Origin of the sequence: Paenirhizobium cremeum (assembly GCF_047553425.1) — a bacterium.
In the GTDB taxonomy this organism is placed as follows: domain Bacteria; phylum Pseudomonadota; class Alphaproteobacteria; order Rhizobiales; family Rhizobiaceae; genus Allorhizobium; species Allorhizobium cremeum.
The window spans coordinates 1,103,265-1,126,150 of sequence record NZ_CP180217.1; the positions used below are offsets into that span (position 1 = coordinate 1,103,265).

25 protein-coding genes are annotated in these 22,886 nt (G+C 61.5%); 9 read left to right on the plus strand and 16 right to left on the minus strand.

The window, feature by feature from the left end; translation table 11 throughout:
• The first annotated feature begins 70 nt into the window (after positions 1-70).
• The 5 genes from ACLBKR_RS05455 to ACLBKR_RS05475 all read left to right on the plus strand — a co-directional run bounded on the left by ACLBKR_RS05455 (position 71) and on the right by ACLBKR_RS05475 (position 4,907).
• Positions 71-991, plus strand: a complete 921-nt coding sequence (locus ACLBKR_RS05455; RefSeq protein WP_113444089.1) for a LysR family transcriptional regulator — start codon at positions 71-73, stop codon at positions 989-991.
• A gap of 108 nt (positions 992-1,099) precedes the next feature.
• Positions 1,100-1,996 carry a VOC family protein gene (locus ACLBKR_RS05460; RefSeq protein ID WP_113338827.1) on the plus strand — a complete coding sequence of 299 codons (897 nt, stop codon included), beginning with the start codon at positions 1,100-1,102 and terminating at the stop codon, positions 1,994-1,996.
• A gap of 12 nt (positions 1,997-2,008) precedes the next feature.
• Positions 2,009-2,998: a glutathione S-transferase family protein gene (locus ACLBKR_RS05465; protein WP_414900924.1), complete on the plus strand. Its 990-nt coding sequence runs from the start codon at positions 2,009-2,011 to the stop codon at positions 2,996-2,998.
• 17 nt (positions 2,999-3,015) lie between these two features.
• A complete protein-coding gene (locus tag ACLBKR_RS05470) occupies positions 3,016-3,630 on the plus strand; it encodes an alpha/beta hydrolase (RefSeq protein WP_113338718.1) in 615 nt (204 codons plus the stop codon).
• Positions 3,631-3,875: 245 nt separating this feature from the next.
• Positions 3,876-4,907 (plus strand): LacI family DNA-binding transcriptional regulator, encoded by a 1,032-nt coding sequence (locus ACLBKR_RS05475; protein WP_244710949.1) that lies wholly within the window; start codon positions 3,876-3,878, stop codon positions 4,905-4,907.
• A 21-nt stretch (positions 4,908-4,928) separates the two neighbouring features.
• Here ACLBKR_RS05475 and ACLBKR_RS05480 read toward each other — a convergent pair whose 3' ends face one another.
• Entirely contained in the window at positions 4,929-5,453 is a 525-nt protein-coding gene (locus ACLBKR_RS05480) for a hypothetical protein (RefSeq protein WP_414900926.1), read from the minus strand.
• Positions 5,450-5,998, minus strand: coding sequence for a CGNR zinc finger domain-containing protein (locus tag ACLBKR_RS05485; protein WP_113466695.1), 549 nt, complete (start codon positions 5,996-5,998; stop codon positions 5,450-5,452). The genes ACLBKR_RS05480 and ACLBKR_RS05485 overlap by 4 nt, the downstream gene beginning before the upstream one ends.
• Before the next feature lie 59 nt (positions 5,999-6,057).
• On the opposite strand from ACLBKR_RS05485, the gene ACLBKR_RS05490 reads away from it, so the two are divergent.
• Positions 6,058-6,954 (plus strand): branched-chain amino acid ABC transporter permease, encoded by an 897-nt coding sequence (locus ACLBKR_RS05490; RefSeq protein WP_414900929.1) that lies wholly within the window; start codon positions 6,058-6,060, stop codon positions 6,952-6,954.
• On the opposite strand, the gene ACLBKR_RS05495 is transcribed toward ACLBKR_RS05490, so the two are convergent.
• The 5 genes from ACLBKR_RS05495 to ACLBKR_RS05515 form a co-directional block, all read right to left on the minus strand.
• A complete protein-coding gene (locus ACLBKR_RS05495; RefSeq protein ID WP_113338828.1) occupies positions 6,955-7,416 on the minus strand; it encodes a molybdopterin synthase catalytic subunit in 462 nt (153 codons plus the stop codon). It lies immediately after the preceding gene.
• 66 nt (positions 7,417-7,482) lie between these two features.
• Positions 7,483-7,737, minus strand: coding sequence for a molybdopterin converting factor subunit 1 (moaD, locus tag ACLBKR_RS05500; protein WP_113338829.1), 255 nt, complete (start codon positions 7,735-7,737; stop codon positions 7,483-7,485).
• 2 nt (positions 7,738-7,739) lie between these two features.
• Positions 7,740-8,324, minus strand: a complete 585-nt coding sequence (gene pgsA / locus ACLBKR_RS05505) for a CDP-diacylglycerol--glycerol-3-phosphate 3-phosphatidyltransferase (protein WP_113338723.1) — start codon at positions 8,322-8,324, stop codon at positions 7,740-7,742.
• 115 nt (positions 8,325-8,439) lie between these two features.
• Positions 8,440-10,467: an excinuclease ABC subunit UvrC gene (gene uvrC / locus ACLBKR_RS05510; protein ID WP_113338724.1), complete on the minus strand. Its 2,028-nt coding sequence runs from the start codon at positions 10,465-10,467 to the stop codon at positions 8,440-8,442.
• Positions 10,464-11,231 (minus strand): SDR family oxidoreductase, encoded by a 768-nt coding sequence (locus ACLBKR_RS05515; RefSeq protein ID WP_414900932.1) that lies wholly within the window; start codon positions 11,229-11,231, stop codon positions 10,464-10,466. Before ACLBKR_RS05515 ends, uvrC begins: the two co-directional genes overlap by 4 nt.
• Before the next feature lie 365 nt (positions 11,232-11,596).
• On the opposite strand from ACLBKR_RS05515, the gene ACLBKR_RS05520 reads away from it, so the two are divergent.
• Complete coding sequence (locus tag ACLBKR_RS05520; protein ID WP_112827255.1) at positions 11,597-12,241, plus strand: outer membrane protein; 645 nt, start codon at positions 11,597-11,599, stop codon at positions 12,239-12,241.
• Positions 12,242-12,314: 73 nt separating this feature from the next.
• Here the strand turns inward: ACLBKR_RS05520 and ACLBKR_RS05525 are convergent, their stop codons facing one another.
• From ACLBKR_RS05525 to ACLBKR_RS05540, 4 genes are all read right to left on the minus strand, one after another.
• Positions 12,315-12,911, minus strand: a complete 597-nt coding sequence (locus tag ACLBKR_RS05525; protein ID WP_414900935.1) for a glutathione S-transferase — start codon at positions 12,909-12,911, stop codon at positions 12,315-12,317.
• A gap of 26 nt (positions 12,912-12,937) precedes the next feature.
• A complete protein-coding gene (locus ACLBKR_RS05530) occupies positions 12,938-13,669 on the minus strand; it encodes a ribonuclease T2 family protein (RefSeq protein WP_414900937.1) in 732 nt (243 codons plus the stop codon).
• A 22-nt stretch (positions 13,670-13,691) separates the two neighbouring features.
• Positions 13,692-14,096: a hypothetical protein gene (locus ACLBKR_RS05535; protein WP_112827252.1), complete on the minus strand. Its 405-nt coding sequence runs from the start codon at positions 14,094-14,096 to the stop codon at positions 13,692-13,694.
• A gap of 82 nt (positions 14,097-14,178) precedes the next feature.
• Positions 14,179-15,036 carry a 23S rRNA (adenine(2030)-N(6))-methyltransferase RlmJ gene (locus tag ACLBKR_RS05540; protein WP_112827251.1) on the minus strand — a complete coding sequence of 286 codons (858 nt, stop codon included), beginning with the start codon at positions 15,034-15,036 and terminating at the stop codon, positions 14,179-14,181.
• A 75-nt stretch (positions 15,037-15,111) separates the two neighbouring features.
• Here ACLBKR_RS05540 and ACLBKR_RS05545 point away from each other — a divergent pair, with 75 nt between their 5' ends.
• Together ACLBKR_RS05545 and ACLBKR_RS05550 are read left to right on the plus strand one after the other, a co-directional pair.
• Positions 15,112-17,226, plus strand: a complete 2,115-nt coding sequence (locus tag ACLBKR_RS05545) for a molybdopterin-containing oxidoreductase family protein (protein ID WP_414900940.1) — start codon at positions 15,112-15,114, stop codon at positions 17,224-17,226.
• Positions 17,223-17,825, plus strand: a complete 603-nt coding sequence (locus ACLBKR_RS05550) for an NUDIX domain-containing protein (protein ID WP_113437956.1) — start codon at positions 17,223-17,225, stop codon at positions 17,823-17,825. The genes ACLBKR_RS05545 and ACLBKR_RS05550 overlap by 4 nt, the downstream gene beginning before the upstream one ends.
• A gap of 94 nt (positions 17,826-17,919) precedes the next feature.
• On the opposite strand, the gene ACLBKR_RS05555 is transcribed toward ACLBKR_RS05550, so the two are convergent.
• The 5 genes from ACLBKR_RS05555 to purM all read right to left on the minus strand — a co-directional run bounded on the left by ACLBKR_RS05555 (position 17,920) and on the right by purM (position 22,817).
• The gene (locus ACLBKR_RS05555) at positions 17,920-18,858 is read right to left on the minus strand and encodes an omptin family outer membrane protease (protein ID WP_113426029.1); all 939 of its coding nucleotides are present in this window, start codon (positions 18,856-18,858) and stop codon (positions 17,920-17,922) included.
• Between the two features lie 162 nt (positions 18,859-19,020).
• Positions 19,021-19,962: an omptin family outer membrane protease gene (locus ACLBKR_RS05560; protein WP_113444146.1), complete on the minus strand. Its 942-nt coding sequence runs from the start codon at positions 19,960-19,962 to the stop codon at positions 19,021-19,023.
• 89 nt (positions 19,963-20,051) lie between these two features.
• The gene (locus ACLBKR_RS05565; protein ID WP_414900942.1) at positions 20,052-21,002 is read right to left on the minus strand and encodes an ABC transporter ATP-binding protein; all 951 of its coding nucleotides are present in this window, start codon (positions 21,000-21,002) and stop codon (positions 20,052-20,054) included.
• Between the two features lie 85 nt (positions 21,003-21,087).
• Positions 21,088-21,747 (minus strand): phosphoribosylglycinamide formyltransferase, encoded by a 660-nt coding sequence (gene purN, locus ACLBKR_RS05570; protein ID WP_113437958.1) that lies wholly within the window; start codon positions 21,745-21,747, stop codon positions 21,088-21,090.
• A complete protein-coding gene (purM, locus tag ACLBKR_RS05575) occupies positions 21,744-22,817 on the minus strand; it encodes a phosphoribosylformylglycinamidine cyclo-ligase (protein ID WP_113444079.1) in 1,074 nt (357 codons plus the stop codon). The genes purN and purM overlap by 4 nt, the downstream gene beginning before the upstream one ends.
• Positions 22,818-22,886: the final 69 nt, after the last annotated feature.

A 22,886-nucleotide genomic window follows, 5' to 3' on the forward strand; every position in this document is an offset into this window, starting at 1 on the left:
ACTGACATTTCCGCCGGCGCCGTGTAGGGCTTGTCCGATATCGCGTGGCAGGGCCGGAGAACCGCAGAGCATGGATCGACTGGATTGCATCCGGATGTTTGTCGCCGTGATGGATACGGGCAGCTTTGCCGCCGCTGCAGCCCGGCTCGGCATCAGCAGCAGCCAGGCGTCAAAGTTGGTCTCGCGCCTTGAAGCCGAACTCGGCGTGCAACTCATCAAACGCACGACCAGGGTGCTTTCGCCGACCGAGGCCGGCACCTCCTATTGCGAAAGGGCAAGGGCGCTGCTCGAGGAATTCGACCAGCTCGACGCCTCCGTCCGCAATGTCTCCGCCGCACCCTCCGGCCTTTTGCGGATTGCCGCGCCGATCACGTTCGGCACCCGCCAGCTCGCACCTTTGCTGAACGCTTTCGCCGAGCAATATCCGGACATCCAGATCGACGTCAGTTTCTCGGACCGGCCTGTCAATCTGGTGGAGGAGGGATTCGATGTTGCCGTGCGGATCGGTCACCCGGCCGACAGCACGCTGATCGCGAGGCGGCTCTGCGCCATCCGTATCGTCGTCATCGCCTCGCCCGCCTATCTCGCCGTCCACGGCACGCCGATGGCGCCCGAGGAACTCGCGGGCCATGCCTGCATCGTCGATACCAATTTCCGTGATCCCCTGCAGTGGCGTTTTCGGCCCGGCGGGGAAGCGGTCATCGCCGTCTCCGTTCACGGGCGGATGCGTTTTTCCAACGCCGAGGCCTGCCTGTCGGCGGCTGTGGCCGGCCTCGGGATCGCTCGGGTGCCGAGTTTCGTTGCCGGTGCCGCTCTCGCCGCCGGCGACGTTCGCCAGCTCTTCCAGGGGCTGGAAGATGAACCTCGTGGCCTCTACGCGCTCTATCCGCCTGGCCGCTACCTTGCCGCGAAAGTGCGTGTGCTCGTCGATTTCCTGGCGGAGCGTTTCCGCGGCGAGCCCCCATGGGATGTTGGTTGGCGAGATGATTAATTCCATTTTGGACGTAATTTTCGTCCGATTAATGGGATAATACTTCGAATGGAAATGATGCATATCGAACCGGACGAACCTCTGTTCGTATCGTCTGGGAGATTGCTCATGGTCGATGGCTCCGTCATTTCCTCCGTTCGGCGGCACAAGGCTGATACCGTTAAAACCGTCGCGGACAACAGCTTCGCGATCGGTCGCGTTGTGCTGACCGTAAACGACCTCGATGCCGTCAGCAGTTTCTATCGGCAGGTGGTCGGCCTTCATCTGCTGAGAGGCGATGCCGCATCCGTCGAACTCGGCGCTGGCGGCAAAACCCTGCTCGAACTGCGCCGCGATATATCTGCCCGCCGTCGTTCTCCGCGCGAGGCCGGCCTCTTTCACACCGCTTTCCTGTTGCCGTCGCGCGCCGATCTCGGGCGCTGGATACGCCATGCGATGGAGAGCCGGGCGAGGGTCGCCGGCGCCTCCGACCATGCCGTCAGCGAGGCGCTTTATCTCTCCGACCCGGAAGGAAACGGCATCGAGATCTATGCCGATCGCCCGATCCTCGAATGGCGTTGGCGCGACGGTCAGGTCTACATGCCGTCCGACCGGCTCGACATCGACAGCATTCTCGCGACTGCCGGTGACGATCGCTGGAAGGGATTTCCCGAAGGCTCGTGCATTGGCCATGTTCACCTGCAGGTCGGCGCGATAGATGCCGCCGAGGCCTTCTATCATGGGGTTCTCGGTCTCGACATCACCAGCCGCTATCCGGGCGGCACCTTCTACGCCGTCAACGGCTATCACCACCATCTGGCGACCAATATCTGGAACAGCCGGGGAGCCGGCCCGCGCAACTATCCGAGCACGGGCCTGGAAAGCGTCGAGTTCATTGCCGGGTCGCGTTTCGTCGATCCGGTCCGGCATCGCCTCGATACGTCTGCGGCAGCCACGGCCTTCACCATAGCCGATCCCTGGGGCACGAAGATCGCCTTCGAGACCCGCGATACGGCCGCGAACTGAGGAGAAACAATCATGCTTGTCGATGGCAAATGGACGGCCGAGTGGCATCCGGTCCAGGCGACCGATGCGAAGGGTGGTTTCGTGCGGCAGGTCTCGGGTTTTCGCAACTGGGTCACGCCGGATGGCAGCGCCGGCCCGACGGGTGAGGGCGGCTTCAAGGCGGAGGCCGGGCGCTATCATCTTTATGTCGCTCTGATCTGCCCCTGGGCGTCGCGCACACTGATCGGCCGCAAGCTGAAAAAGCTCGACCGCGCCATTTCCGTTTCCGTCGTGGAGCCGGCCCTTTCCGCCGAGGGATGGCGGTTCGGAACCTATCCCGGATCGAACCTCGATACACTGAACGGCGCCACCTACATGCACCAGATCTATACAAGCGCGGATCCGCATTACACCGGGCGCGCCACGGTGCCGGTTCTGTGGGACAAGCAGCGCAAGACTATCGTGAACAATGAGTCGGCCGATATCCTGCGCATGCTGAATTCGGGCTTCGGCGAACTGGCGGATGACACGTTCGATTTTTATCCGGAGCCGCTTCGTGACGAGATCGATGCGCTCAACGACCGCATTTATCCGCGTCTCAATAACGGCGTCTATCGCGCCGGCTTCGCAACGACGCAGATTGCTTATGAAGAGGCGTTCGCGGAGGTCTTCTCCATGCTCGACGAACTGGAGGAGCGGCTCGCCGGCGGAGAACCTTATCTCTTCGGGGCCAATCTGACCGAAGCCGATATTCGTCTTTTCGTGACGCTGGTACGCTTCGATGCCGCCTATTTCGGGCTCTTCAAGTGCAACCTGAGGCGCATCGCCGACTATCCGGCGCTGAACGCCTATCTTTATCGGGTTCTGGCGATTCCGGGCGTCGCCGAGACCGTCAGCATCGACCATATCAAGCAGGGCTATTACTCCATCAAGGCGCTCAATCCGAACGGCATCGTACCGGTCGGGCCGGATCTCCCAGGTCTCGCACCGGTCGGTCTGAGCGCAGTTTACCCCTCCGCCTGACTCTTCCGGGAAAGACAATGACGAATACCGAGGCAAAAGCTCTTGTAATCCTCCTGCACGGCGTCGGCTCCAGCGGTGCCGACCTCGCCGCACTGGTTCCCGTCATGGCACCGGCGCTGCCGGGCATCGTTTTCGATGCGCCGAATGCGCCGCATCCCTGCGATTTCAACTCCGGCCACCAATGGTTCAGCGTTGTCGGCGTAACGGCCGAAAATCGGGCCGAAAGGATCCGCGCCGCGCGCGGCGCATTCGATGCCGTCGTAAGCGAATCCATAAAAAGGAACGGGTTCTACGGCCGGCTGGACCGTGTGGCTTTTCTCGGTTTTTCGCAGGGTACGATCATGGCGCTCGATGCGCTGGTCTCGGGGCGCTGGCCGGTGGGCGCCGTCGTTGGCCTTTCGGGACGGCTCTCGACCGACGATATGGCGGACAATATCCCGCCCACGCCCGTGCTGCTGCAGCACGGCGCCATGGACGGCGTCATTCCCGTCGGGGAAACGCTGGAGGCGGAAAGGCGGTTGAAGGCCCTGGGCGTTCCGGTCGAAACGCTGATCGTGCAGAGCCTGGGTCATTCGATCTCAGCCGAAGGCATTAACAGGGCGAGTGCCTTTCTCGCGCGGCATCTTGCCTGAACGTGACTGAAGGATTGGAAACCTCGAAATCCTTGCGCTGAAAAAACTGACCTTTTTTGGTTCATGTCGGCATTTCTTGATCCTCCCCCAACTCCTGGGGAGTGTATTTGCCCGGTTTTCCACAGTGCATCGATTGCGAGTGAAACTAAAATTCGATATTCTTCACAATTAAAGGTTGCCGAATGGGGAGACGTCGACGTTTGGTCGTTCGACGTCAGGCAGCCGACAGGCGGCGGGTGGGGCATTTGGGAACGAGGCGGCGACGTCAGCGTCAGGAAAGAGTAACGCTTCTCGATGTGGCGGCTGCTGCGGGAGTAAGTTCCATCACGGTTTCGAGAGCGCTGCGGAATCCGGAGAAAGTCTCTCCGATTCTTCGCGAAGCGATACTGAAGATCGTCGAGGACATGGGCTACGTGCCGGATTTCGCCGCTCGGGCGCTGGCCAGCCAGAACAGCGGCATCATCGGAGTGCTTTCTCCGGCCCTGACCAACTACGCCTTCTTCGGGGTCATGCGCGGCATAGAAGATCGGGTCCGCTCGACCGACCTGCGAATACAATATGCCAATACGCATTACGAACCCGCAGATGAGATCAAGCAATTGCGCCTGTTCTTTGCCCAGAACCCCGCCGGTATCATCATCGCCGGTGTCGAGGAACATCCTGACGTTCTGGACCTGCTGAAAAAGGCTCCCTGTCCGGTCGTGCAGATCATGGACATAACCAGTGAACCGACCGACATGGCGATCGGCATAAGCCACCGCCTTGCTGCCGAGGCGGCCACAAGCCACCTGCTCCAGCGAGGCTTTCGGCGGATAGCTCTGATGGGCGGTCGCTGGGATATCCGCAGCCGGCGCCGTCTCGACGGCTATCGCGCAGTGATGGAGAAGGCAGGTCTCTACGATCCAGACCTCGTATTCTCGCTCGATGTCCACACGAGTGTCGGATTGGGAGGGCATCTGCTCGACCGTCTGCTTCGCAAGGTGCCGGACGCCGACGCAGCCTTCTGCCACAATGACGATATCGCTCTCGGCGCATTGTTCGAATGCCAGCGGCGCGGCATACGGATGCCGGAGGATTTCGGTATTTGCGGTTTCAACGACCTCGAATATGCCGGTGCGTCGATGCCAAGCATGACGACGGTCCGCGTGCCGCGTTATGAGATCGGCTACAGGGCGGTCGACATGATCGTTCGCGCCTCCGGCGACGGCGTTCAGCCGGAAACCCAGATCGATCTGGGTTTTCATCTCGTCGAGCGGGAGACCACGGCTCGGGTCTGATCCGCTGTGCGGGCATCCGCGTCAGCTTTTCCCTTCGCCGTAATCGCATCCCTTCTCGGGTGAGAAATCCGCCGATCCGTCCGGTTTGAAAACCTCGGGATTTTCCGTGTAGACCGGACCGACGACGAGAGGTTTCGCGGGCAGGATGCTCTGATCCACATCGGAAGTGACCGTCGTGTCGATGGATTGCAGCAGTTCGCCGCGGCCGTCGACGATGCGGATTGCAACCGCATAGGGGCGTTCCTTGCGCACACAATGGATGGGCGGGCTTTCGAGCGTGATCCTTTCCCAGAAGGGAAAGATCTTCTCGCGTGTCCTGATCGGTTCACCGCCGGCCGGATTCTCGAATGCGGCTTCCGCATAGCTTTCCTCGGGCAGGGGGCCGTTGCGCGCCAGGGTGAGCAGGTAGGTGGCTTTGGCGACCCGGTAGTTGAAGACGAAAAGCTTGCCGGAAATCGTAAGCGGTCCTTCCTCTTCGCGTTGGCATCCTGCAAGGGCCGCGACGCCGAGCATGAACAGGACGGTTGCGGTGATCCGGGCCGTCATGACTGTCCTTCCTTCTTCCTGCGATAATGGCGGTTCGCCTTCACCCGGTTGCCGCAGACCGCCATGTCGCACCACGCCCGGCTCCGGTTCTTGCTTCTGTCGAGAAACAACCAGCCGCAATTGCCGCAGATCTTCATTCGTTCAGGCTCCGGCACGCTGATTAATGCGAGCGCCGAACGAGCCGTCGCCGCTTCCAGCGACTGCTCGCTTTCCGCGCCTCTCAAGGCGGCGGCGGCGGCATCCAGTAACTCGGCGAGTGCCGTGCGGCTCTCCCGTCCGAGAGTGCGGCCGCGAAAATAACGGTCGATCGCCTCGCGCAGTGCGATCAGCCGCTCCCGGTTTTGCCTGGAAACGGCCGCAAGGTCGCCGAACAGAGCCCTCTCGGCGGAAAAGGTGGAGGCGGCGGCGGCAAAGTTGTCCAACTGGCGATCGTCGGCGAAGCGATCGACGGTTCGCTGCGCATCGAAGCGCAGGATGACGCTGTTCGCCACGTCTAGCGCCAGCGCGCCGCCGGCAAAACGGTGAGGAGTCCAAGTGAAGCTCATGGCGGAATTATAACTGGTAAAAATATGTTTACTAGTTATAAATGCGCGAGGAGGCGACAATGTCCTACCTGCTGCAACAATTGGTCAATGCCGTACCGATTGCCGCGCTCTATGCTGCGCTCGCGTTCGGCTATGCGCTTGCCTTCGGCATGACCCGGCGTCCGGATATCACCTACGGCGCGCTTTTTGCCTTTGCCGGGCAGGTCTTCTTGTTGTTTGCCCATATCGGCTGGAATCGACTCTTTCTCGTGCTGCCGGCGACGCTGGCGCTCGCGTCAGCCGCTTCGCTGGTCTACACGGCGACTGTCGGCTCAGGCATTGCCCGGCATGTTCTGAGGCCGCTGCACAACGCCTCGACCAATGCGGTGATCGTCGCATCGCTGGCGCTGGTCCTCCTGCTCTCGGAATTCATGCGTCTGTCGATGAACAGCCGCGAACTCTGGCTTTCGCCATTTTTGAACGGGCGCATCGTCTTCTGGCGGCAGGACGGCTTCGAGGTCGGCCTGACGGTCATCCAGCTTGGCAGCGCGGCGTTCATGGCCGGACTGGTTGCCGTCGGCCATGCCGTCTTGACCCGCAGCCGTCTAGGCAGGGCCTGGCGGGCGGTGGCGGACGATCCCCGTGCCGCGCGCCTTTGCGGTGTCGATGCCGATGGTGTCTTTGTTCTGTCCTATGTGTCGGCAGCGTCGATTGCCGCGATCTGCGGCATTCTCGCGACATCCTATTATGGCTCGATGGATTTTGCCTCCGGCCTGCTGTTCGGCCTGAAGATCGTGTTGATCGCCGCCGTCGGTGGATATTCCGTGCCTTTGAAATCGGCGCTGGGGGCCGCTTTGGTCGGTCTCGCTGAAACCCTCTGGGGCGGCTATGCGCCGCTTCTGTGGCGGGATGCCGCGATCATCTCGGCGCTGGTCCTGCTTCTGGTCGCAAGCCGTCGGGAGCGGCCCCTTCCTTGATTATCGCCACTTGTCGCGGGCGCGGTCGTCGGCGTCCCTGGCTGCCACCCACTGTCCGCTCACCCCGTCCAGCATGTGCTCCTTCTTCCAGAACGGAGCCGAGGTCTTCAGATAATCCATCATGAAACTGGCGCCGTCGAAGGCAGCCTGCCGGTGCGGTGCCGCCGCGATGACCAGGACGATCTGTGCTCCGGCCTCGATCCGTCCGAAACGGTGAATGGCGGTGAGCGCCTGAAGATGGAAGCGCTCGATGGCCTCCAGTGCGATGCGGCGCATTTCCGCTTCCGCCATGCCGGGATAATGCTCCAGTTCCAGGGCCGAGAGCGAACCGCCTTCGTCGCGGCAAAGTCCGATGAAGGAGACCAGGGCGCCGATATCCCGGCGTCCCCCGGTGATGGCGCGCGTTTCGGCCGCGCCGTCGAAGTCCTCGGCTTGTACGCGGATGATCGGAATGACGGTCATCGTCTCGTCCCCCATTTCCTGTTCGGCGAAGCGCGCCGAATATCCCGTGCGTCCGGCGTGGCGTAGTTATCCGCCCGTCATCGGCGGGAAAAGCCCGATCTCGCGCGCTCCGCCGATGGGTTCGTCGTGTTCCACATGCTCCTGGTCGAGCGCCACGCGGATAGCCTTGGGAAACTGCAGGGCTGCCTCGTATTCCTCGCCGAGGGTCGCAAGATGGGAAATCAGGTCGCCGGCGGTCTTCACGCTGGCGGGAAGCTCCACCTCTTCTTCGCCCCTTCCGATCCGTTCCCGCACCCAGGCGAAATAAACGAGCTTCACCATGGTCATTCGTCCACGATGTGCTTCACGCCGGCCCGGAAGTAGTCGTAGCCGGTGTAGATGGTCAGGAGTGCGGCGATCCACAGCAGCGTAATACCGATTTCCGTCGTGTAGGGGAGAACCTTGTCCCCGGCCGGACCTGCCAGCAGGAAAGCGATGGCGACCATCTGCAGCGTCGTCTTCCACTTGGCGATACGGGTGACGGGAACGCTGACTTTCAGCGCCGCCAGATATTCCCGCAGGCCGGAAACCAGGATTTCGCGGCAGAGAATCGTGATCGCCGCCCAGAGCGACCAGCCGGCGATGGTGCCGTCGGCCGCCATCAGCAGCAGGACGGAGGCGACCAGCAGCTTGTCGGCGATCGGGTCAAGCATACGGCCGATATTGGACGTCTGGTTCCAGATGCGGGCGAGATAGCCGTCGAAGAAGTCGGTGATCGAAGCGATGATGAACAGCCACAGCGCCGTCCATCTGGCGAAGTCGGAGCTCTGCAGCTTGCCTTCGATGAAGAAGCACAGAACGATGATCGGCACGGCCACAATGCGCCCGTAGGTCAGGATATTCGGAAGATTGTATGCGCGCGATGCCATGATGTCCTGCTGCCGGAAAATTTCGGTTGTAGATGACGGCTTTAAACCGGAAGCGTCAACCCAACTTTTTTGAATTGTCTATAGGAAATCGACGCCTGCAATATGCTTCGTGACGTCAGTCTGCGGCGTTTTCATGAAAGTGATTGTAGACCAGCCGCGCCACGGCCTCCGAGATGCCGTCGACTGCCAGAAGGTCGGACATCGCGGCGCGCGAAACGGCCTTGGCTGTGCCGAAATGCTGGAGCAGGGCCCTTTTGCGTGTGGGTCCGATCCCCGAGATTTCGTCGAGTGGATTCTTGACCATTTCCTTCTTGCGGCGCGCCCTGTGGGAACCGATGGCGAAACGGTGTGCCTCATCGCGCAGGCGCTGGATGAAATAGAGGACCGGATCGCGCGGCGGCAGCGTGAAGTCGGGCTTGCCTTCCGTGAAGAAGCGTTCCCGGCCCGCGTCGCGATCGACGCCCTTGGCGACGCCGATGGCCGTCACGCAGTCGCGGATGCCGAGCTCGTCGAGTATCGCGCGCACCGCCGTCATCTGCCCCTGACCGCCGTCGATCAGGATCACGTCGGGCCATGCCGGGAAGGGGGCGTCCGCCGAATCCTCGGGAGGAGTCGAGCGGTCCGGTTTGCCTTCTTCCTTGAGGAGGCGCGAGAAGCGCCGTGTCATCACTTCGCGCATCATGCCGAAGTCGTCGCCGGGCGTGATGTCGGTCGAGCGGATGTTGAACTTGCGATACTGACCCTTGACGAAGCCCTCCGGCCCCGCCACCACCATGCCGCCGACGGCATTGGTGCCCATGATGTGGGAGTTGTCGTAGATCTCGATCCGGCGCGGCACATAGGAAAGACCGAAGGTCTCGGCGAAGCCAGCGAGCAGCCGCGATTGCGAGGCTGTCTCCGCCAGCTTGCGGCCGTGGGCCTCGCGCGCATTGGCGTTGACGTGGTCCACCAGATCCTTCTTCTCACCCCGTTGAGGGACGAGGATCGAGACTTTGTGTCCCGCTTTCTCGGTGAGCGCCGCTGCCAGAAGATCTTGTTCCTCGACGGTTTCGGAGAGGAGGATCTGCCGGGGGCAGGGCTTGTCGTCGTAGAACTGCGCGAGAAAGGCGTTGAGCACCTCGGCGCCGGTGAGCTGTGGATCGGCCTTGGGGAAATAGGCGCGGTTGCCCCAGTTCTGTCCGGTGCGGAAGAAGAAGACCTGAATGCAGGAAAGTCCGCCTTCGTGATGGATGGCGAAGACATCCGCTTCCTCGACGCCGGCTGGGTTGATCCCCTGGTGGCTCTGCACATGCGAAAGGCCGGCAAGACGGTCGCGGAACACGGCGGCCCGCTCGAAGTCCAGTTCTTCCGCCGCTTCGTTCATGGCCCGCGCCATGGCTTCCTTGACGTTCTGGCTCTTGCCGGAAAGAAAGTCCTTGGCCTCCTTGACCAGCCCGGCATAGCCCTCGTCGGTGATCTCGTGGGTGCACGGGGCGGAACAGCGCTTGATCTGATAGAGCAGGCACGGCCGCGTGCGCGTCTCGAACACGCTGTCGGTGCAGGTGCGCAAGAGAAACGCCCGCTGCAGCGAATTGATCGTGCGGCCGACCGCGCTCGCGGAAGCGAAGGGGCCGAAATAGTCGCCCTTGCGCGCCCTTGCGCCGCGATGCTTGTAGATCGCGGGAGCACGGCTGTCGCCGGTAATCAGGATATAGGGAAAGCTCTTGTCGTCGCGAAGCAGCACGTTAAAGCGCGGCCGCAAGCGCTTGATGAGATTCGCTTCCAGCAGCAGCGCCTCGACCTCGGTCCGAGTCGTGACGAATTCCATATGGGTGGTCTCACGCACCATGCGCGTCAGCCGGTTGGAATGAAGTCGTCCCTGCGCATAGTTGCTCACGCGCTTCTTCAGGCTGCGCGCCTTGCCGACATAAAGAACGTCGCCATCGGAATTCAGCATGCGATAGACGCCAGGGCCGTTCGGCAACTGCTTGACGAATTCGCCGATCAGTGCGGCACCTGTCAGCCCCTCATGGCTGACTGCGCCCTCGTTCCAGTCGATGACGGCTGTGGCCTGCGGAGCCTCGGGCTCGACGATGGCGTCTTCGTCGTCTTCTTCCGTTTCGTCATAGAGAATGCCGCCATCCGGCAGCTTTCCTCCGGTCATTCATTGATCTCCGTGGCGCCCGGCAAGCGCCAGGCGAGATGTTGTCCGCCATCCAGCGCAATCATTTGGCCGGTGATCGACGGCGTGTCAAAAAGAAAGCGGATCGTCCGCCCGAATTCCTCCAGCCGAGGACCCTGTTCAAGCGGCAGGGCATCGATCTGCGCCTGGAAATCGGCTTCGGTCTGGCGCACGCTCTTGAGGGTCGGACCGGGACCGATGGCGTTGACGCGCACCTTTGGAGCAAAGGCCTGCGCCATGGTGTGAGTCGCCGTCATCAGCGCCGATTTCGATAGTGTATAGGAAAAAAATCTTGGCGTCAGCGCCAGAACCCGCTGGTCGATGATGTTGACGATCAGGCCTTGGGCGTCCGCCGGCAATTGCTGGACAAGCCCGGCGGAAAGAATGGCCGGCGCACGCACATGCAGGTCGAAATGCGCCGCGAAATGCTCCGCCTCGAACCGGTCGGCGCTGTCTTCGAGAAAGACGGAGGCATTGTTGACGAGGAGGCCGATCGGCCCGAGTTCCGCCGACGCCATCCGCATCAGTTCGGTGGTTTCTTTCACATCGCGCAAATCGGCTTTCAGCGCGACGGCCTCGTGCCCTTCGGCGCGCAGCCGTGCGGCAAGAGCCTGCGCCTCCTCAATCGATCCGTTGCCATGGATTGCGATGGCAAAACCATGGCGCGCGAGGTCCTCCGCGATGGCTGCGCCAAGTCTCTTTGCGGAACCGGTTACCAGAGCGGTCTTGAGTATGCTTGCTTTCATTGTGTTCCAACCCGACTGCCTGAGCGGCTGTTGCGCATATATGTCGTTTGCCGCCACGTTGAACAGGGGCGAGGAAATTCTTTTTGTGCAGGCGCCTTAAGAAATACTTGGTTTAACTTAAGTTTAATTCGGAATTAATGGTGTATTGTCGCGTTTAGAATTTGTTATGGTTAACAAATTTTGTGTTGTCGCAAAGCAACATCCCATTTTGGTCACTGCTGCGCCACAATCATTTCATATTTTGGCTCTTTCAATTCCTCATTTCACCGCCATGTATTCCTTCGGAACGGGCAGGGATTTCTAACTATCGTTCTCGCCGCTGTTTGTAAGGATTAAGCGCGGCAGTGAACTGAAAGGAGACTAGTATGCGTACCCTCACTATGATTCTTCTGGCTTCCGCCACGAGCTTTGCTGCTATCCAGGCTGCAAGCGCCGCCGATGCCGTTGACCAGATTCCGGAGGCTCCGGCTGCTTCGGACAACTATGCCGCTCCGGCAGGCAACTGGTCCGGTGCCTATGTGGGCGGTATGGCCACCTACGACTTCGGTCGTTTCGACGGTGCAAATAACCGCGACGCCAAGGCGCTCGGCGGTGCCGTCTACGGTGGTTACAACATGCAGAACGGCCAGCTTGTCTATGGTGCTGAAGCCGATCTCGGTTACAATGGCGAAGACGGCAGTGCCGGCGCCGGCTACAAGGGCACCCAGGGCGTCAACGGCTCGATCCGCGGCCGCGTCGGTTACGACATGAATCCGTTCCTGATCTACGGCACGGCCGGTCTTGCTGTCGCGAACCACGAGCTGAAAAGCGCCACCGACAGCGACGAGCGCATTGCTGCGGGTTACACCGTCGGCGCCGGTGTCGAAGCGATGGTCACCGACAATGTCACCGCTCGCGTCGAGTATCGCTACAGCGACTACCAGAAGCGCGACTTCGACCTCGACGGCACCAACGTTTCCAAGGGCTTCGACGACCACAGCGTCAAGGTCGGTATGGGCGTCAAGTTCTGATCCCTGTCAGGATCGAACTCAGGAAAAGCCGGGCGCAAGCCCGGCTTTTTTGTTGTCTGGAATTCGTTATTCCTCAGGACTGCGGCCGCAGCGCGCCATAGTTTTCGAAGCGCTTGGCGAACTTGATCGGCCATCCGGTCAGTTCGGTATGACCGTTTTCCCATTGGCCGGGAAAACGCAGCATGAGATAGCCGAGCAGGCTTGCCATGGCGAAATGGCCGCCATGCAGCTTCTTGCCGGTCTTCGGCATGTTGTTGTCGAGATGCTCGAGGGAGCGCAGGACTTTTTCCCACTGACGGTCGATGGCGGCCTGACTGACCAGTTCCGGCGGGCGAAAACGCTTCTCGTAGACGATCGCCAGCAGGCAATCGTTGATCCCGTCGCAGAGCGCTTCCAAAACTTCCGCTTCCGTCCGTTTTTCATCCTTCTTGGGATAGAGTTGCTTGCCGGAAATGCGATGCAGGTAGTGCATGATCGCGCGGCTGTCGAAGATGGCTTCGCCTTCGTCGGTAATCAGCGTCGGGATCTTGCCGAGCGGATTGGCATGGATCAGCACTGGCGGGTCGTCGCTGGTATTGACCTTCACCTCTTCGAGATCGATCCCGAGATAGCGGGCGGCCATGCGGACCTTGGACGAATAGGGGGAGGTGGTCGAAAAAAGCAGCTTCATGTCTGATCCATTCTCTTTTGCGGTCTTTACCGCTGAGGCGGTATGGTGATGTTCCGCTGCCGGCAGCTGTTGCGGTCGACTTCGGGGCAGGTGCGGAATTCCAGATCCTTTGTCATGCAGATCTGCACTTCCTCGAACTTGCCGTCCTCGCAGGTGACGGCGATACCGAGCGGCTCCAGCCCGCGATTGGCATCGAGAAACTGCTTTTCCAGTGCCTCAGGAGATATCCTGGTTTCCTGCCCCGCATTTGACAGGGCGGGGGGCGCGTTCACCTTTTCATAGGCGGTGCGGGTGATGGAGAAATAGTCGACCTGGCCCAATCCCGAGCAGGTTCCATGCTTGCGCCATTCATGCCCGATCAGACCCATGCTCGGCATGATGTCGAGCATCGCCCGACCGATGCTCTCCGGCACCCGTTGGGGAGCATCGCTGGCGCAAGATTCCGGGTAGCCGCGTTCGAACTGTGGCCAGAGCCCATGGACGACAAGACCGTAATCCTTCGATGCATGGCACTGGTCGCGATTATTGCCGCCCGGATTGAGCGAACAGAAGGTCGGCGACCACGACAGGGCCAGTACGTAGAAATCGAACCCCGTTCCCTGCGGCAGTCGCGCCGGGGAGGGAGCCGCCGGCGGCAGCATCGTGCTCTCCTGTGGCGCCGGTGACGGGGTGGACGTGCCGGAGGGCTTGAAAGCGGTGTAGGCGAAGGCCGCCAGAGCCAGCAAGGCGAGGGCAATGAAACCTGCATACCGGGACATGGCGTTCGCCGATCGACCCGGCTCAGCGCAGCGAAGCGCAATGGGCGCCGTAGACATGCCAGGGGTCAAGGCCGCTGGCGCAGAACTCGACCGAAGGGCCGACGCCCGCGAAACCCCATGTGCTTTCGATGAGATACCAGAGCTTGCGACGCTGGCCGTCTGTTCCTGTGATTGTCGTCTGGCAGTAGCGCCGCTCGACCCTGTGCGTGTCGTCGGCCGGCTCGAAGCGGCCTTCGCGGATGCTACCGAAATCCTGAACGGCGAGATTGATCTTCAGGAAGTCGCGGTTGTTGCGGGTGAAGCGGGAGCTGACATGGCCGGCCACCTGTTCGCAGGACGGCGTTGCCGCAAGGCTCTCTGTGGCGACGCCGAGGGGCATGAAGCTTGCGAGCGACAGCGCGGCGCGGATCAGCAGACGTTTCGTCATGATGAATCTCCCCAGTGAGCCGCCACAATGTTGAGAAACATCGGTAACGTCAAGGGACCTCGCGGGTGCGTCCCGCCGGTTGTCAGGCCTGCTCCTCGCCCCTCAGCCAGAAGCAGCGCTGCGAGGCGAAGCGGTCCTTGGCCAGCACGCGCTTCAGTTCCGGCAGCGCCGCATGCAGTTCCTCTTTCAGCGTATAGGGCGGGTTGACGATGATGAGGCCGGAGCCGGAAAGGCCGGTCGTTTCGCGGTCGCTGCGGACGGAAAGCTCGGCGCACAGCATCTTCGGGATTTCCAGGTCCTTGAGCGCCTGATGGAAGGCAGCGATCGGCGCGCCTTTCTTGATCGGATACCACAGGCAATAGACGCCCGTCGAAAAACGCCGCCAGGCGCGGGAAAGACCGTCGACCAGCCGCTCATATTCTCCTTCGATCTCGAAGGGGGGATCGACCAGGACGATACCGCGCTTTTCCTTGGGCGGCAGATGGGCGCCGAGCGCCAGCCAACCGTCGAGTTCGGTCACGCGCACCTGATAATCGCCCTCGAAAAGACGCGACAGCGCGCGGCAGTCGTCCGGATGAAGTTCCATGGCGGACAGCCGGTCCTGCGGGCGGAAAAGCACCCGTGCAAGCTTCGGCGAACCGGGATAGAGCCGGATCGGACCGGCCGGATTGAGCGTGCGCACCGCATCGAGATAAGGAGCAAGGAAGGTCGCGACCGCCTCGGGCAGTTCCGCCTCGATGAGGCGGCCGATTCCGTCCTGCCATTCGCCGGTCTTCTGGGCCTCTTCCGACGAGAGATCGTAGAGCCCGATGCCCGCATGCGTATCCAGCAGGCGGAAGGCCTTGTCCTTCTGCTGCAAGTAGACGATCAGGCGCGCCAGAACCGCATGCTTCAGCACGTCGGCGAAATTGCCCGCGTGATAGATGTGGCGATAGTTCATCTGGCATCCTGATGGTTACGATGATTTGTTTGAATGGGCCTTTTGGCACCTTCGAGCTTGCAATATACAAAAGCCATGAACATCGCGAGCCCTATTCGTAAGACCGGTCACACGGTCTGTCCGCACGACTGTCCCTCCGCCTGCGCGCTCAACGTCGACGTCGAGCCGGACGGCCGCATCGGCCGCGTACGCGGGGCACCCGACAACAGCTATACTGCCGGCGTCATCTGCGCCAAGGTCGCCCGTTATGCCGAGCGGCTCTATCATCCGGGCCGGCTTCTGACGCCGAAACGGCGCAAGGGAGCAAAGGGCGCGGGCGACTGGCAGGAAGTTTCCTGGGAGGCTGCCCTCGACGAGATTGCCGATGCTTTCGTCAAGGCGGAAGCGGCGCACGGCTCAGAAGCAATCTGGCCGTATTTCTACGCTGGCACCATGGGGCAGGTGCAGCGCGACTCGATCGAACGGTTGCGCCACGCCAAGCGCTATTCCGGCTTCCTGGGCACGATCTGCACCAACATGGCCTGGACCGGCTATGTCATGGGAACCGGTGCGCTTCGCGGACCAGACCCGCGTGAGATGGCGAAAGCCGATTGCGTCGTCATCTGGGGAACGAATGCGGTGGCCACGCAGGTCAACGTCATGACCCATGCGACCCGCGCCCGAAAGGAACGCGGGGCGAAGATCGTCGTCATCGACATCTACGACAATCCGACGATGAAGCAGGCCGATCTCGGCCTGATCGTCCGTCCGGGCACGGATGCGGCACTGGCCTGTGCGCTGATGCATGTCGCCTTCCGCGACGGTTATGCCGACCGCGAATACATGGCGAAATACGCCGACGATCCCGAAGGTCTCGAGGCGCATCTCGAAAGCCGCACACCGGAATGGGCGGCAGCCATCACTGGCCTTTCCGTCGACGAGATCGAGACGCTGGCGAAGCTGGTGGGAACGACGAGAAGGACCTTCTTCCGCCTCGGTTACGGTTTTGCCCGTCAGCGCAACGGTTCGGTGGCCATGCATGCAGCGCTCTCGGTCTCGACCGTGCTCGGCCTCTGGCAATACGAAGGCGGCGGCGCCTTCCACAACAACGGGGATATCTACCGTCTGAACAAGTCGGAACTGATGGGTACTGCCTATATGGACCCGTCGATCCGAATGCTCGACCAATCGCAGATCGGCCGTCTTCTGACAGGCGATCCGGAAGCGCTGCGCCATGGCGGGCCGGTGACGGCGCTCCTGATCCAGAACACCAATCCGATGAATGTCGCGCCCGAACAGCGGCTGGTGAGACAGGGTTTCCTGCGTGACGACCTCTTCGTCGCCGTCCACGAGCAGTTCATGACGGAAACCGCCGCGGTCGCCGATATCGTGTTGCCGGCCACCATGTTTGTGGAGCATGACGATATCTATCGCGGCGGCGGCCATAGCCACATCCTCCTCGGGCCGAAGCTGGTGGAGCCGCCGGAAACGGTGCGCACCAATCTCTTCGTGATCGAGGAACTGGCGAAGCGTCTCGGCGTGTCCAACTATCCGGGCTTCGGTCTTTCCGAAGAGGAGCATATCGACCGGCTTTTGAAGGCAAGCGGACAGCCCGGCTATGACGAGTTGAAGGCCGGCCGCTGGATCGACTGTCAGCCTGATTTTCGCTCGGCCCATTTCCTCGATGGTTTCGGCCATCCGGATGGCAAGTTCCGCTTCCGGCCGGATTGGGTTGCGGGCAAGTCTCCCAACAAGCCGCCGGCAAACGTCGGCAATCTCGGCCCCGTTGCAGCCTTGCCTGCGCTTCCCGATCATGTCGACCTGATCGAGGTTGCGGACGCCGAACATCCCTTCCGCCTCGCCACGTCTCCCGCGCGCAACTTCCTGAATTCGACCTTCGCCGAAACGCCGACCTCGGTCGAGAAGGAGGGCAGGCCGGAAGTCATGGTCAACCCGCAGGATGCGGAACGGCTTTCGATTGCCGTCGGCGATATTGTTCGCATCGGCAACCGGCGCGGCGAGGTTAGGATACATGCGCGGGTCACCGAAGCGGTGAAACCGGGCGTGCTCGTGGCCGAGGGATTGTGGCCGAACAAGGCGCATCTCGACGGGGAGGGCATCAACGTGCTGACCGGCGCCGATTGCGTAGCGCCCCATGGTGGCGCGGCCTTCCACGACAACAAGGTCTGGCTCGCGAAGGACGGCGAATGAGCCGCTTCGACCGGACGGGCATCGACATCGTCAGCGACGAGACCGTCTGGAAGGGATGGAGCACCCTGCGTCGCGTCGTTTTCGACTATGGGCGCGACGGCGATACGACGCAGCTCGAATGGGAGGTCTTCGATCGGGGCGAGGCTGTTGCCGTGCTCCTGCACGACCCTCACCGGGATGCAGTGGTTCTGGTGCGGCAGTTCAGAATTCCGGTTTATCTCCAGGGAGATGCTCCGTTTCTGCTGGAAGTGCCGGCCGGCTCCATGGCGCATGGCGAGGATCCCGCTGAGACGGTCGTCCGGGAGGCCGAGGAAGAAACCGGCTTTCACATCAAGCGGGTGAGGCGACTGTTCTCGGTCTACATGTCGCCGGGAGCGGTAACGGAGAAAATCCATTTTTTCCATGCCGAGATCAGCCAGGCTGACAAGGTCTCCGAGGGTGGAGGGCTGGACGAGGAGCACGAGGATATCGAACTCGTGGACATCCCGTTCAAAAGCGCCCTTGCCATGATTGAAAGCGGAGAAATCTGCGACGCCAAGACGATCATGCTGCTGCAATGGGCGGCCCTGAACCGCGCGCGGCTTTCCGGGGAAGGCTGATCCTTCTCGCGTGAAAAAAAAGCCGCGAACGCGCAAAGATACGTTCGCGGCCAGACGGACGGCATGGCTGGCCGTCCGCGGGGGGCTGGGATTGTCAGAACTTGCCCTTCAGGCCGAAGGAGATCGAAACGGCCTGGAAATCCGCCCCGGCACCATTGGAGAAGTGCTGGTCTTCGCTTGCTCCGGTCGTGTCGACCATGCGGACGTCACCCTTGGATTCGAAGACCTTCTCGAAATTGCCGGCGACGTAGAACGCAGCATTCTGCGTCAACTCGTAGTTCACCGCGACATTGGCACCGAACATCGGAGCCGCTTCCATGGAATCGTAGAAGCGCAGGTCACGCATCCAGTGATCGTCGATATCCTCGATGCCGAAGCTCAGGCCGCCCTTGAGTCCGCCCGAAATCGTAAAGGCGCCGATCTTGTGCTCCGCATTTGCCGCCAGGAAGGCAACCGGGATCTTCTGCCGGTAGCTGATCGCCCTTTCGCCATCGGCGAAACTGCCCACGGTGTCGTGCAGGGCGGAGGTGCTGTAGATATAGGAGCCGCCGAACGCGCTCCACTTCACGTCGGAATAGCCGAAACCGACCCCGACATCGAGGGTCGTCGCGTCATCGGAGTAGACATCACGATCCACCTCGATCGAGCCGTTGAAATAGTGGTCGAGTTGCGTGTCCGGATGGGTGGAGCGATGCGTCCAGTCATCGATGGAATAGACAAGCCAATCGTAATCGACCATATGGCCGTTGCCGTTGGCGCCGATGTCGACGTTTGCCTTCACGCTCCAGTTTTTGTCGAGATTGGCGGTGGCGCCGAGGCTGTAGAGCATGACGCCCTTGCTTTCCCAGTCGAGCTGGCTGAGCTTGTGCGATCCGTCATAGACATATTCGCCGGCCTTGATATTGGCGAAGCCGATGCCCCCGTAGATGGAGAAACTCTGGTCCGGAGAAGTGAACAGATTGTCGGCCGCCATCGCCGGAGAACAGAAGACAAGACCCGCCAGCAAAGCGGCTTTGGTGCGAAGAAGAGACATGTAATTACCCCCATGCGTCGTGTTCTAATGCCGACGGACACTAAGGTTTTCCTCTTTTTCCTCAACGGGTTGAGCCGTCCATTTCTGGGGGTGCCCCGGGCCAAAAATGGGTTTATTGATCGGAGAAGTGATTTTTGAACTTCGGCGCTGGCCCGGCCGACCTCAGAAACGGCCCTTGAGACCGAACGAGACCGACCACGACTGGAAGTCGGCACCTGCCGCGTCGTCGTAATTCGCCGATGCGGAGCTGGTCGTGCTCTCGACCTTGGTATCGCCCTTGGCGTGATAGACCTTCTGGAAGTCGCCGGCCACGTAGATCGACGCCGACGGCAGAAGCTGGTAGTCGAGCGAGACATTGGCGCCGATCATCGGCGCGGGCTTCATGTCGTCATAGAAGCGCAGGTCGCGCAGCCAGTGATCGTCGATGTCGCTGATGCCGAAGGTGGCGCCGCCCTGTATGCCGCCGGCAAGGGTCAGCGCTCCGATGCGCTGCTCGGCATTGGCGGAAACGAAGGCGACGGGAATCTTCTGCCGGTAAGTGATGCCTTTTTCCCCGTCGGCGAAGTTGCCGACCGTGTCGTGCAGCGCATAGGTCGAATAGATGTAACTGCCGCCATAGGCACTCCACTGCACGTCCGAATAACCGAGGCCGCCGCCGAGCGAAAGCCGTGTCGTATCGGTCTGGTAGAGGGTTCGGTCCGCTTCGATCGTGCCGCTCAGATAGTGATCGAGCCGGGTGTCTGGATGGACGGACTGGTGAGTCCAGTCATCGATGGAATAGACCAGCCAGTCCCTGTCGACCATGTGGCCGTCGCCATCCATGCCGATGTCGAGCTTGCCTTTCAGGCGCCAGTTGTATCCGAGTTCCAACGTTGCCCCCATCTTGGCCGTTGGGACATTCTTGCTCTCCCAGTCGAGCTGGCTGAGCTTGTGGCTTCCGTCATAGACGTATTCCCCGGCCTCCAGGCTGGTGAGGCCGAAGCCGGCAAACGCGCTCACCGAACCGTCGGACGAGGAGTAGAAATTGTCCTGGGCGCGAGCGGGCAGGGCGATGGCCACTACGGCTGACGCAATCAGCGGTAAATGAGAAAAACGAATCGCCATGCCCTGCAACCCCTTGTTGTTCAAGGGGAGCCTGCATCGGAATGGTTAATGATTGGCTAGCGCAGGATATGCCGCGGCATGCCGTTCGATCAGAACGCGAGGGCGTCGGCATCCGCTTCGGCGAGGTTTGCAAGGGATGGCGCGGTGCGCACCATCTCGTATTTAACCTGCGTCACCTTCACGGCCCGGTACCAGTCGACGAGGTCGCCCCAGGGATCGTTGATCTTGGCCAGTCCCGCGATGAAAGCCGCGATGGTTCCCACTTCGGTCTGGCCGGTGACCACGAAGTAGCCGCCCAAGGCCAGGATGCCGGCGTAACCGAGCTGGGTGAGGAAATTCATGAGGAAGTTCATGGTGAACTTGATCTTGTAGACGCCCATATTGAGCGCGAAGATCTGCTCGATCCTCTTGTCCTGCACGCCATCTGTATCGACCGCCGCGCCGCGCTCGACGATGCCGGCGCTCATCTGGCGGGTGACGTCGATCTTGGCTCCGACACGGCGATTGATGGCCGATTGCATCAGCGGCACGAAACCGATCTGCGGACAGAAGACCAGCACGACCACGAGCGCCATCATCGGCTGGAGATAGATGAGATAGCCGGTGACGGTTACAAGGATGCCTGCCTGCAGCAATGGCTCAGAGATGGCGCCGCCGACAAAGCCGCCGATGGGTTCCGCCTCGGCGATGACGATTGAAAGTTCAGCCCCCTCCTTCCCGATGTCGACGGGAGCGGGATGGACCTTGTCGGAGACGAAGACGACACGGCGCAGCCACCGCACCGATCTCTCGCCGATCCAGTTGCGGTAGATGTTGAGCGCGAGTTTTACGGCTCCTTCGGCAAGCACGCAAAGCACATAAAGTGCCACCAGCGTGAGGATGGCGCTGAACGGGTGCCGGTCGGTTGCGTCGTTGACGATCCTGCGCTGGATTTCGAGCGGTACCGTGCCGAGAAGGAACAGGACTACGGACAGGATGGCGATGACAGCCTGATGCGGGCCGCTGACCTGCCAGACGAAGCGATAAAGTGAAGTCGGCACCGCGATTCCCTGCCTTCTCGATCGATGTGCAGGGAATGTTGCGTGCGCGCGCCCGGCATTTCAAGCGTCGAGGTTGCCGCAGGCGTCAGAACGCCGCGATCAGCTTGTCGTCCGGACGGGGCGTATCCTGGGGTTCCCGAACGGCATGGCCGTTTTCCATGCGAACCTTGCCTTCCGCCATCAGCTTCAAGGCGAGCGGATAAAGCCGGTGTTCCACGGTCAGAACCCGCGCAGCGAGGCTGTCCGATGTATCTCCGGTCACGACCGGAACGGCCGCCTGCGCGAGGATCGGGCCTTCGTCCATGCCTTCGGTGACGAAATGCACGGTGCAGCCGGCGATCCGCATGCCTGCGTCGATGGCGCGCTGATGGGTATGCAGGCCCGGAAAGAGTGGCAGCAGGGAAGGGTGGATATTGATGATCCGGCCTTCGAAGCGCTGGATGAAATGGCCGGACAGCAGGCGCATGTAGCCGGCAAGGCAGATGATATCCGGCGACAGGCTTTCAAGCGTCGCAAGGATTGCGGCCTCATGCTCGGCCTTGCCTGCATAGTCCCGGCGCTCGAAGACGAAGGTCGCAATGCCGCGCTCGGCAGCCTTGGCGATCCCGCCCGCCGTGGACTTGTCGGAGATGACTGCGACCACCTCAGCTGGAAAATCCTTCGCCTCGCAAGCGGCTGCAAGCGCCAGCATGTTGGAGCCGCCACCGGAAATGAAGACGACGACGCGTTTGCGCGGCATGGTCATAGGGCAAGGACACCCTGATAGCGCGTGCCGGGCTCGCCCTCGGCGCGTGCGATCATCCGCCCGAGCGGGACAACGGTCTCGCCTTCGGCTTCAAGAATGGCCGAGACGCGGCCGGCATCCGCTGCCGCGACCACGACGATCATGCCGATGCCGCAGTTGAAGGTACGCAGCATCTCGTTCTGTGCGACGCCGCCGGTCTTTGCCAGCCAGGAGAAGACTGCCGGCGGTTTGATGGCGCCAAGGTCGATTTCCGCCGCCAGATGCTTCGGCAGGACGCGCGGAATGTTTTCCGGGAAACCGCCGCCGGTGATGTGTGCCAGCGCCTTGAGCGCACCCGTCTCGCGGATCGCCTTGAGGAGCGGCTTCACATAGATGCGGGTCGGCTCCAGCAGGGCCGCGCCGAGCGTCTTGTCGGCGTCGAAGGGCGCCTTGTCGTCCCAGGACAGGCCGGAAAGGCCAACGATCTTGCGCGCCAGCGAGAAGCCGTTGGAGTGAACGCCGGAGGAAGAGAGACCGAGAATGACGTCGCCTTCCGCGATATCGCCGGCCGGCAGCAGCTTGCCGCGTTCGGCAGCGCCGACGGCAAAGCCCGCAAGGTCGTAGTCGCCGCCCGCATACATGCCGGGCATTTCGGCGGTTTCCCCGCCGATCAGCGCGCATCCTGCCTCGCGGCATCCGGCCGCGATGCCGCCGACGATCGCCGCGCCCTGTTCTGGATCGAGCTTGCCGGTTGCGAAGTAGTCGAGGAAGAGCAGCGGCTCCGCGCCCTGTACCACGAGATCGTTCACACACATGGCGACGAGGTCGATGCCGACAGTATCGTGGATGCCCGCGTCGATGGCGATCTTCAGCTTGGTGCCGACGCCGTCATTGGCCGCAACCAGGATCGGGTCGTTGAAGCCTGCGGCCTTGAGGTCGAACAGGCCGCCGAAGCCGCCGATTTCGCCATCTGCGCCGGGACGGCGCGTCGAGCGAACCGCCGGCTTGATCTTCTCGACCAGCAGGTTTCCGGCATCGATGTCGACGCCGGCGTCGCTATAGGTCAGACCGTTCTTTCCAGACTGGCTCATCCGTGCCTCCGATGGGTATCGATTATGCGGCTGGCAATTGCATGAAGAGGCTCGACATGCAAGCCGCGA

Coding starts and splice junctions, on each gene's coding strand:
- ACLBKR_RS05545 (WP_414900940.1), top strand. CDS start 15,112: ATGAACATCGCGAGCCCTATTCGTAAGACCGGTCACACGGTCTGTCCG.
- moaD (WP_113338829.1), bottom strand. CDS start 7,737: ATGGTGAAGCTCGTTTATTTCGCCTGGGTGCGGGAACGGATCGGAAGG.
- ACLBKR_RS05560 (WP_113444146.1), bottom strand. CDS start 19,962: ATGGCGATTCGTTTTTCTCATTTACCGCTGATTGCGTCAGCCGTAGTG.
- ACLBKR_RS05535 (WP_112827252.1), bottom strand. CDS start 14,096: ATGACGAAACGTCTGCTGATCCGCGCCGCGCTGTCGCTCGCAAGCTTC.
- ACLBKR_RS05480 (WP_414900926.1), bottom strand. CDS start 5,453: ATGACGGCCCGGATCACCGCAACCGTCCTGTTCATGCTCGGCGTCGCG.
- ACLBKR_RS05540 (WP_112827251.1), bottom strand. CDS start 15,036: ATGAACTATCGCCACATCTATCACGCGGGCAATTTCGCCGACGTGCTG.
- ACLBKR_RS05515 (WP_414900932.1), bottom strand. CDS start 11,231: ATGAAAGCAAGCATACTCAAGACCGCTCTGGTAACCGGTTCCGCAAAG.
- uvrC (WP_113338724.1), bottom strand. CDS start 10,467: ATGACCGGAGGAAAGCTGCCGGATGGCGGCATTCTCTATGACGAAACG.
- ACLBKR_RS05470 (WP_113338718.1), top strand. CDS start 3,016: ATGACGAATACCGAGGCAAAAGCTCTTGTAATCCTCCTGCACGGCGTC.
- ACLBKR_RS05460 (WP_113338827.1), top strand. CDS start 1,100: ATGGTCGATGGCTCCGTCATTTCCTCCGTTCGGCGGCACAAGGCTGAT.
- purM (WP_113444079.1), bottom strand. CDS start 22,817: ATGAGCCAGTCTGGAAAGAACGGTCTGACCTATAGCGACGCCGGCGTC.
- pgsA (WP_113338723.1), bottom strand. CDS start 8,324: ATGGCATCGCGCGCATACAATCTTCCGAATATCCTGACCTACGGGCGC.
- ACLBKR_RS05455 (WP_113444089.1), top strand. CDS start 71: ATGGATCGACTGGATTGCATCCGGATGTTTGTCGCCGTGATGGATACG.
- ACLBKR_RS05530 (WP_414900937.1), bottom strand. CDS start 13,669: ATGTCCCGGTATGCAGGTTTCATTGCCCTCGCCTTGCTGGCTCTGGCG.
- ACLBKR_RS05555 (WP_113426029.1), bottom strand. CDS start 18,858: ATGTCTCTTCTTCGCACCAAAGCCGCTTTGCTGGCGGGTCTTGTCTTC.
- purN (WP_113437958.1), bottom strand. CDS start 21,747: ATGACCATGCCGCGCAAACGCGTCGTCGTCTTCATTTCCGGTGGCGGC.
- ACLBKR_RS05525 (WP_414900935.1), bottom strand. CDS start 12,911: ATGAAGCTGCTTTTTTCGACCACCTCCCCCTATTCGTCCAAGGTCCGC.
- ACLBKR_RS05495 (WP_113338828.1), bottom strand. CDS start 7,416: ATGACCGTCATTCCGATCATCCGCGTACAAGCCGAGGACTTCGACGGC.
- ACLBKR_RS05520 (WP_112827255.1), top strand. CDS start 11,597: ATGCGTACCCTCACTATGATTCTTCTGGCTTCCGCCACGAGCTTTGCT.
- ACLBKR_RS05490 (WP_414900929.1), top strand. CDS start 6,058: ATGTCCTACCTGCTGCAACAATTGGTCAATGCCGTACCGATTGCCGCG.
- ACLBKR_RS05465 (WP_414900924.1), top strand. CDS start 2,009: ATGCTTGTCGATGGCAAATGGACGGCCGAGTGGCATCCGGTCCAGGCG.
- ACLBKR_RS05550 (WP_113437956.1), top strand. CDS start 17,223: ATGAGCCGCTTCGACCGGACGGGCATCGACATCGTCAGCGACGAGACC.
- ACLBKR_RS05485 (WP_113466695.1), bottom strand. CDS start 5,998: ATGAGCTTCACTTGGACTCCTCACCGTTTTGCCGGCGGCGCGCTGGCG.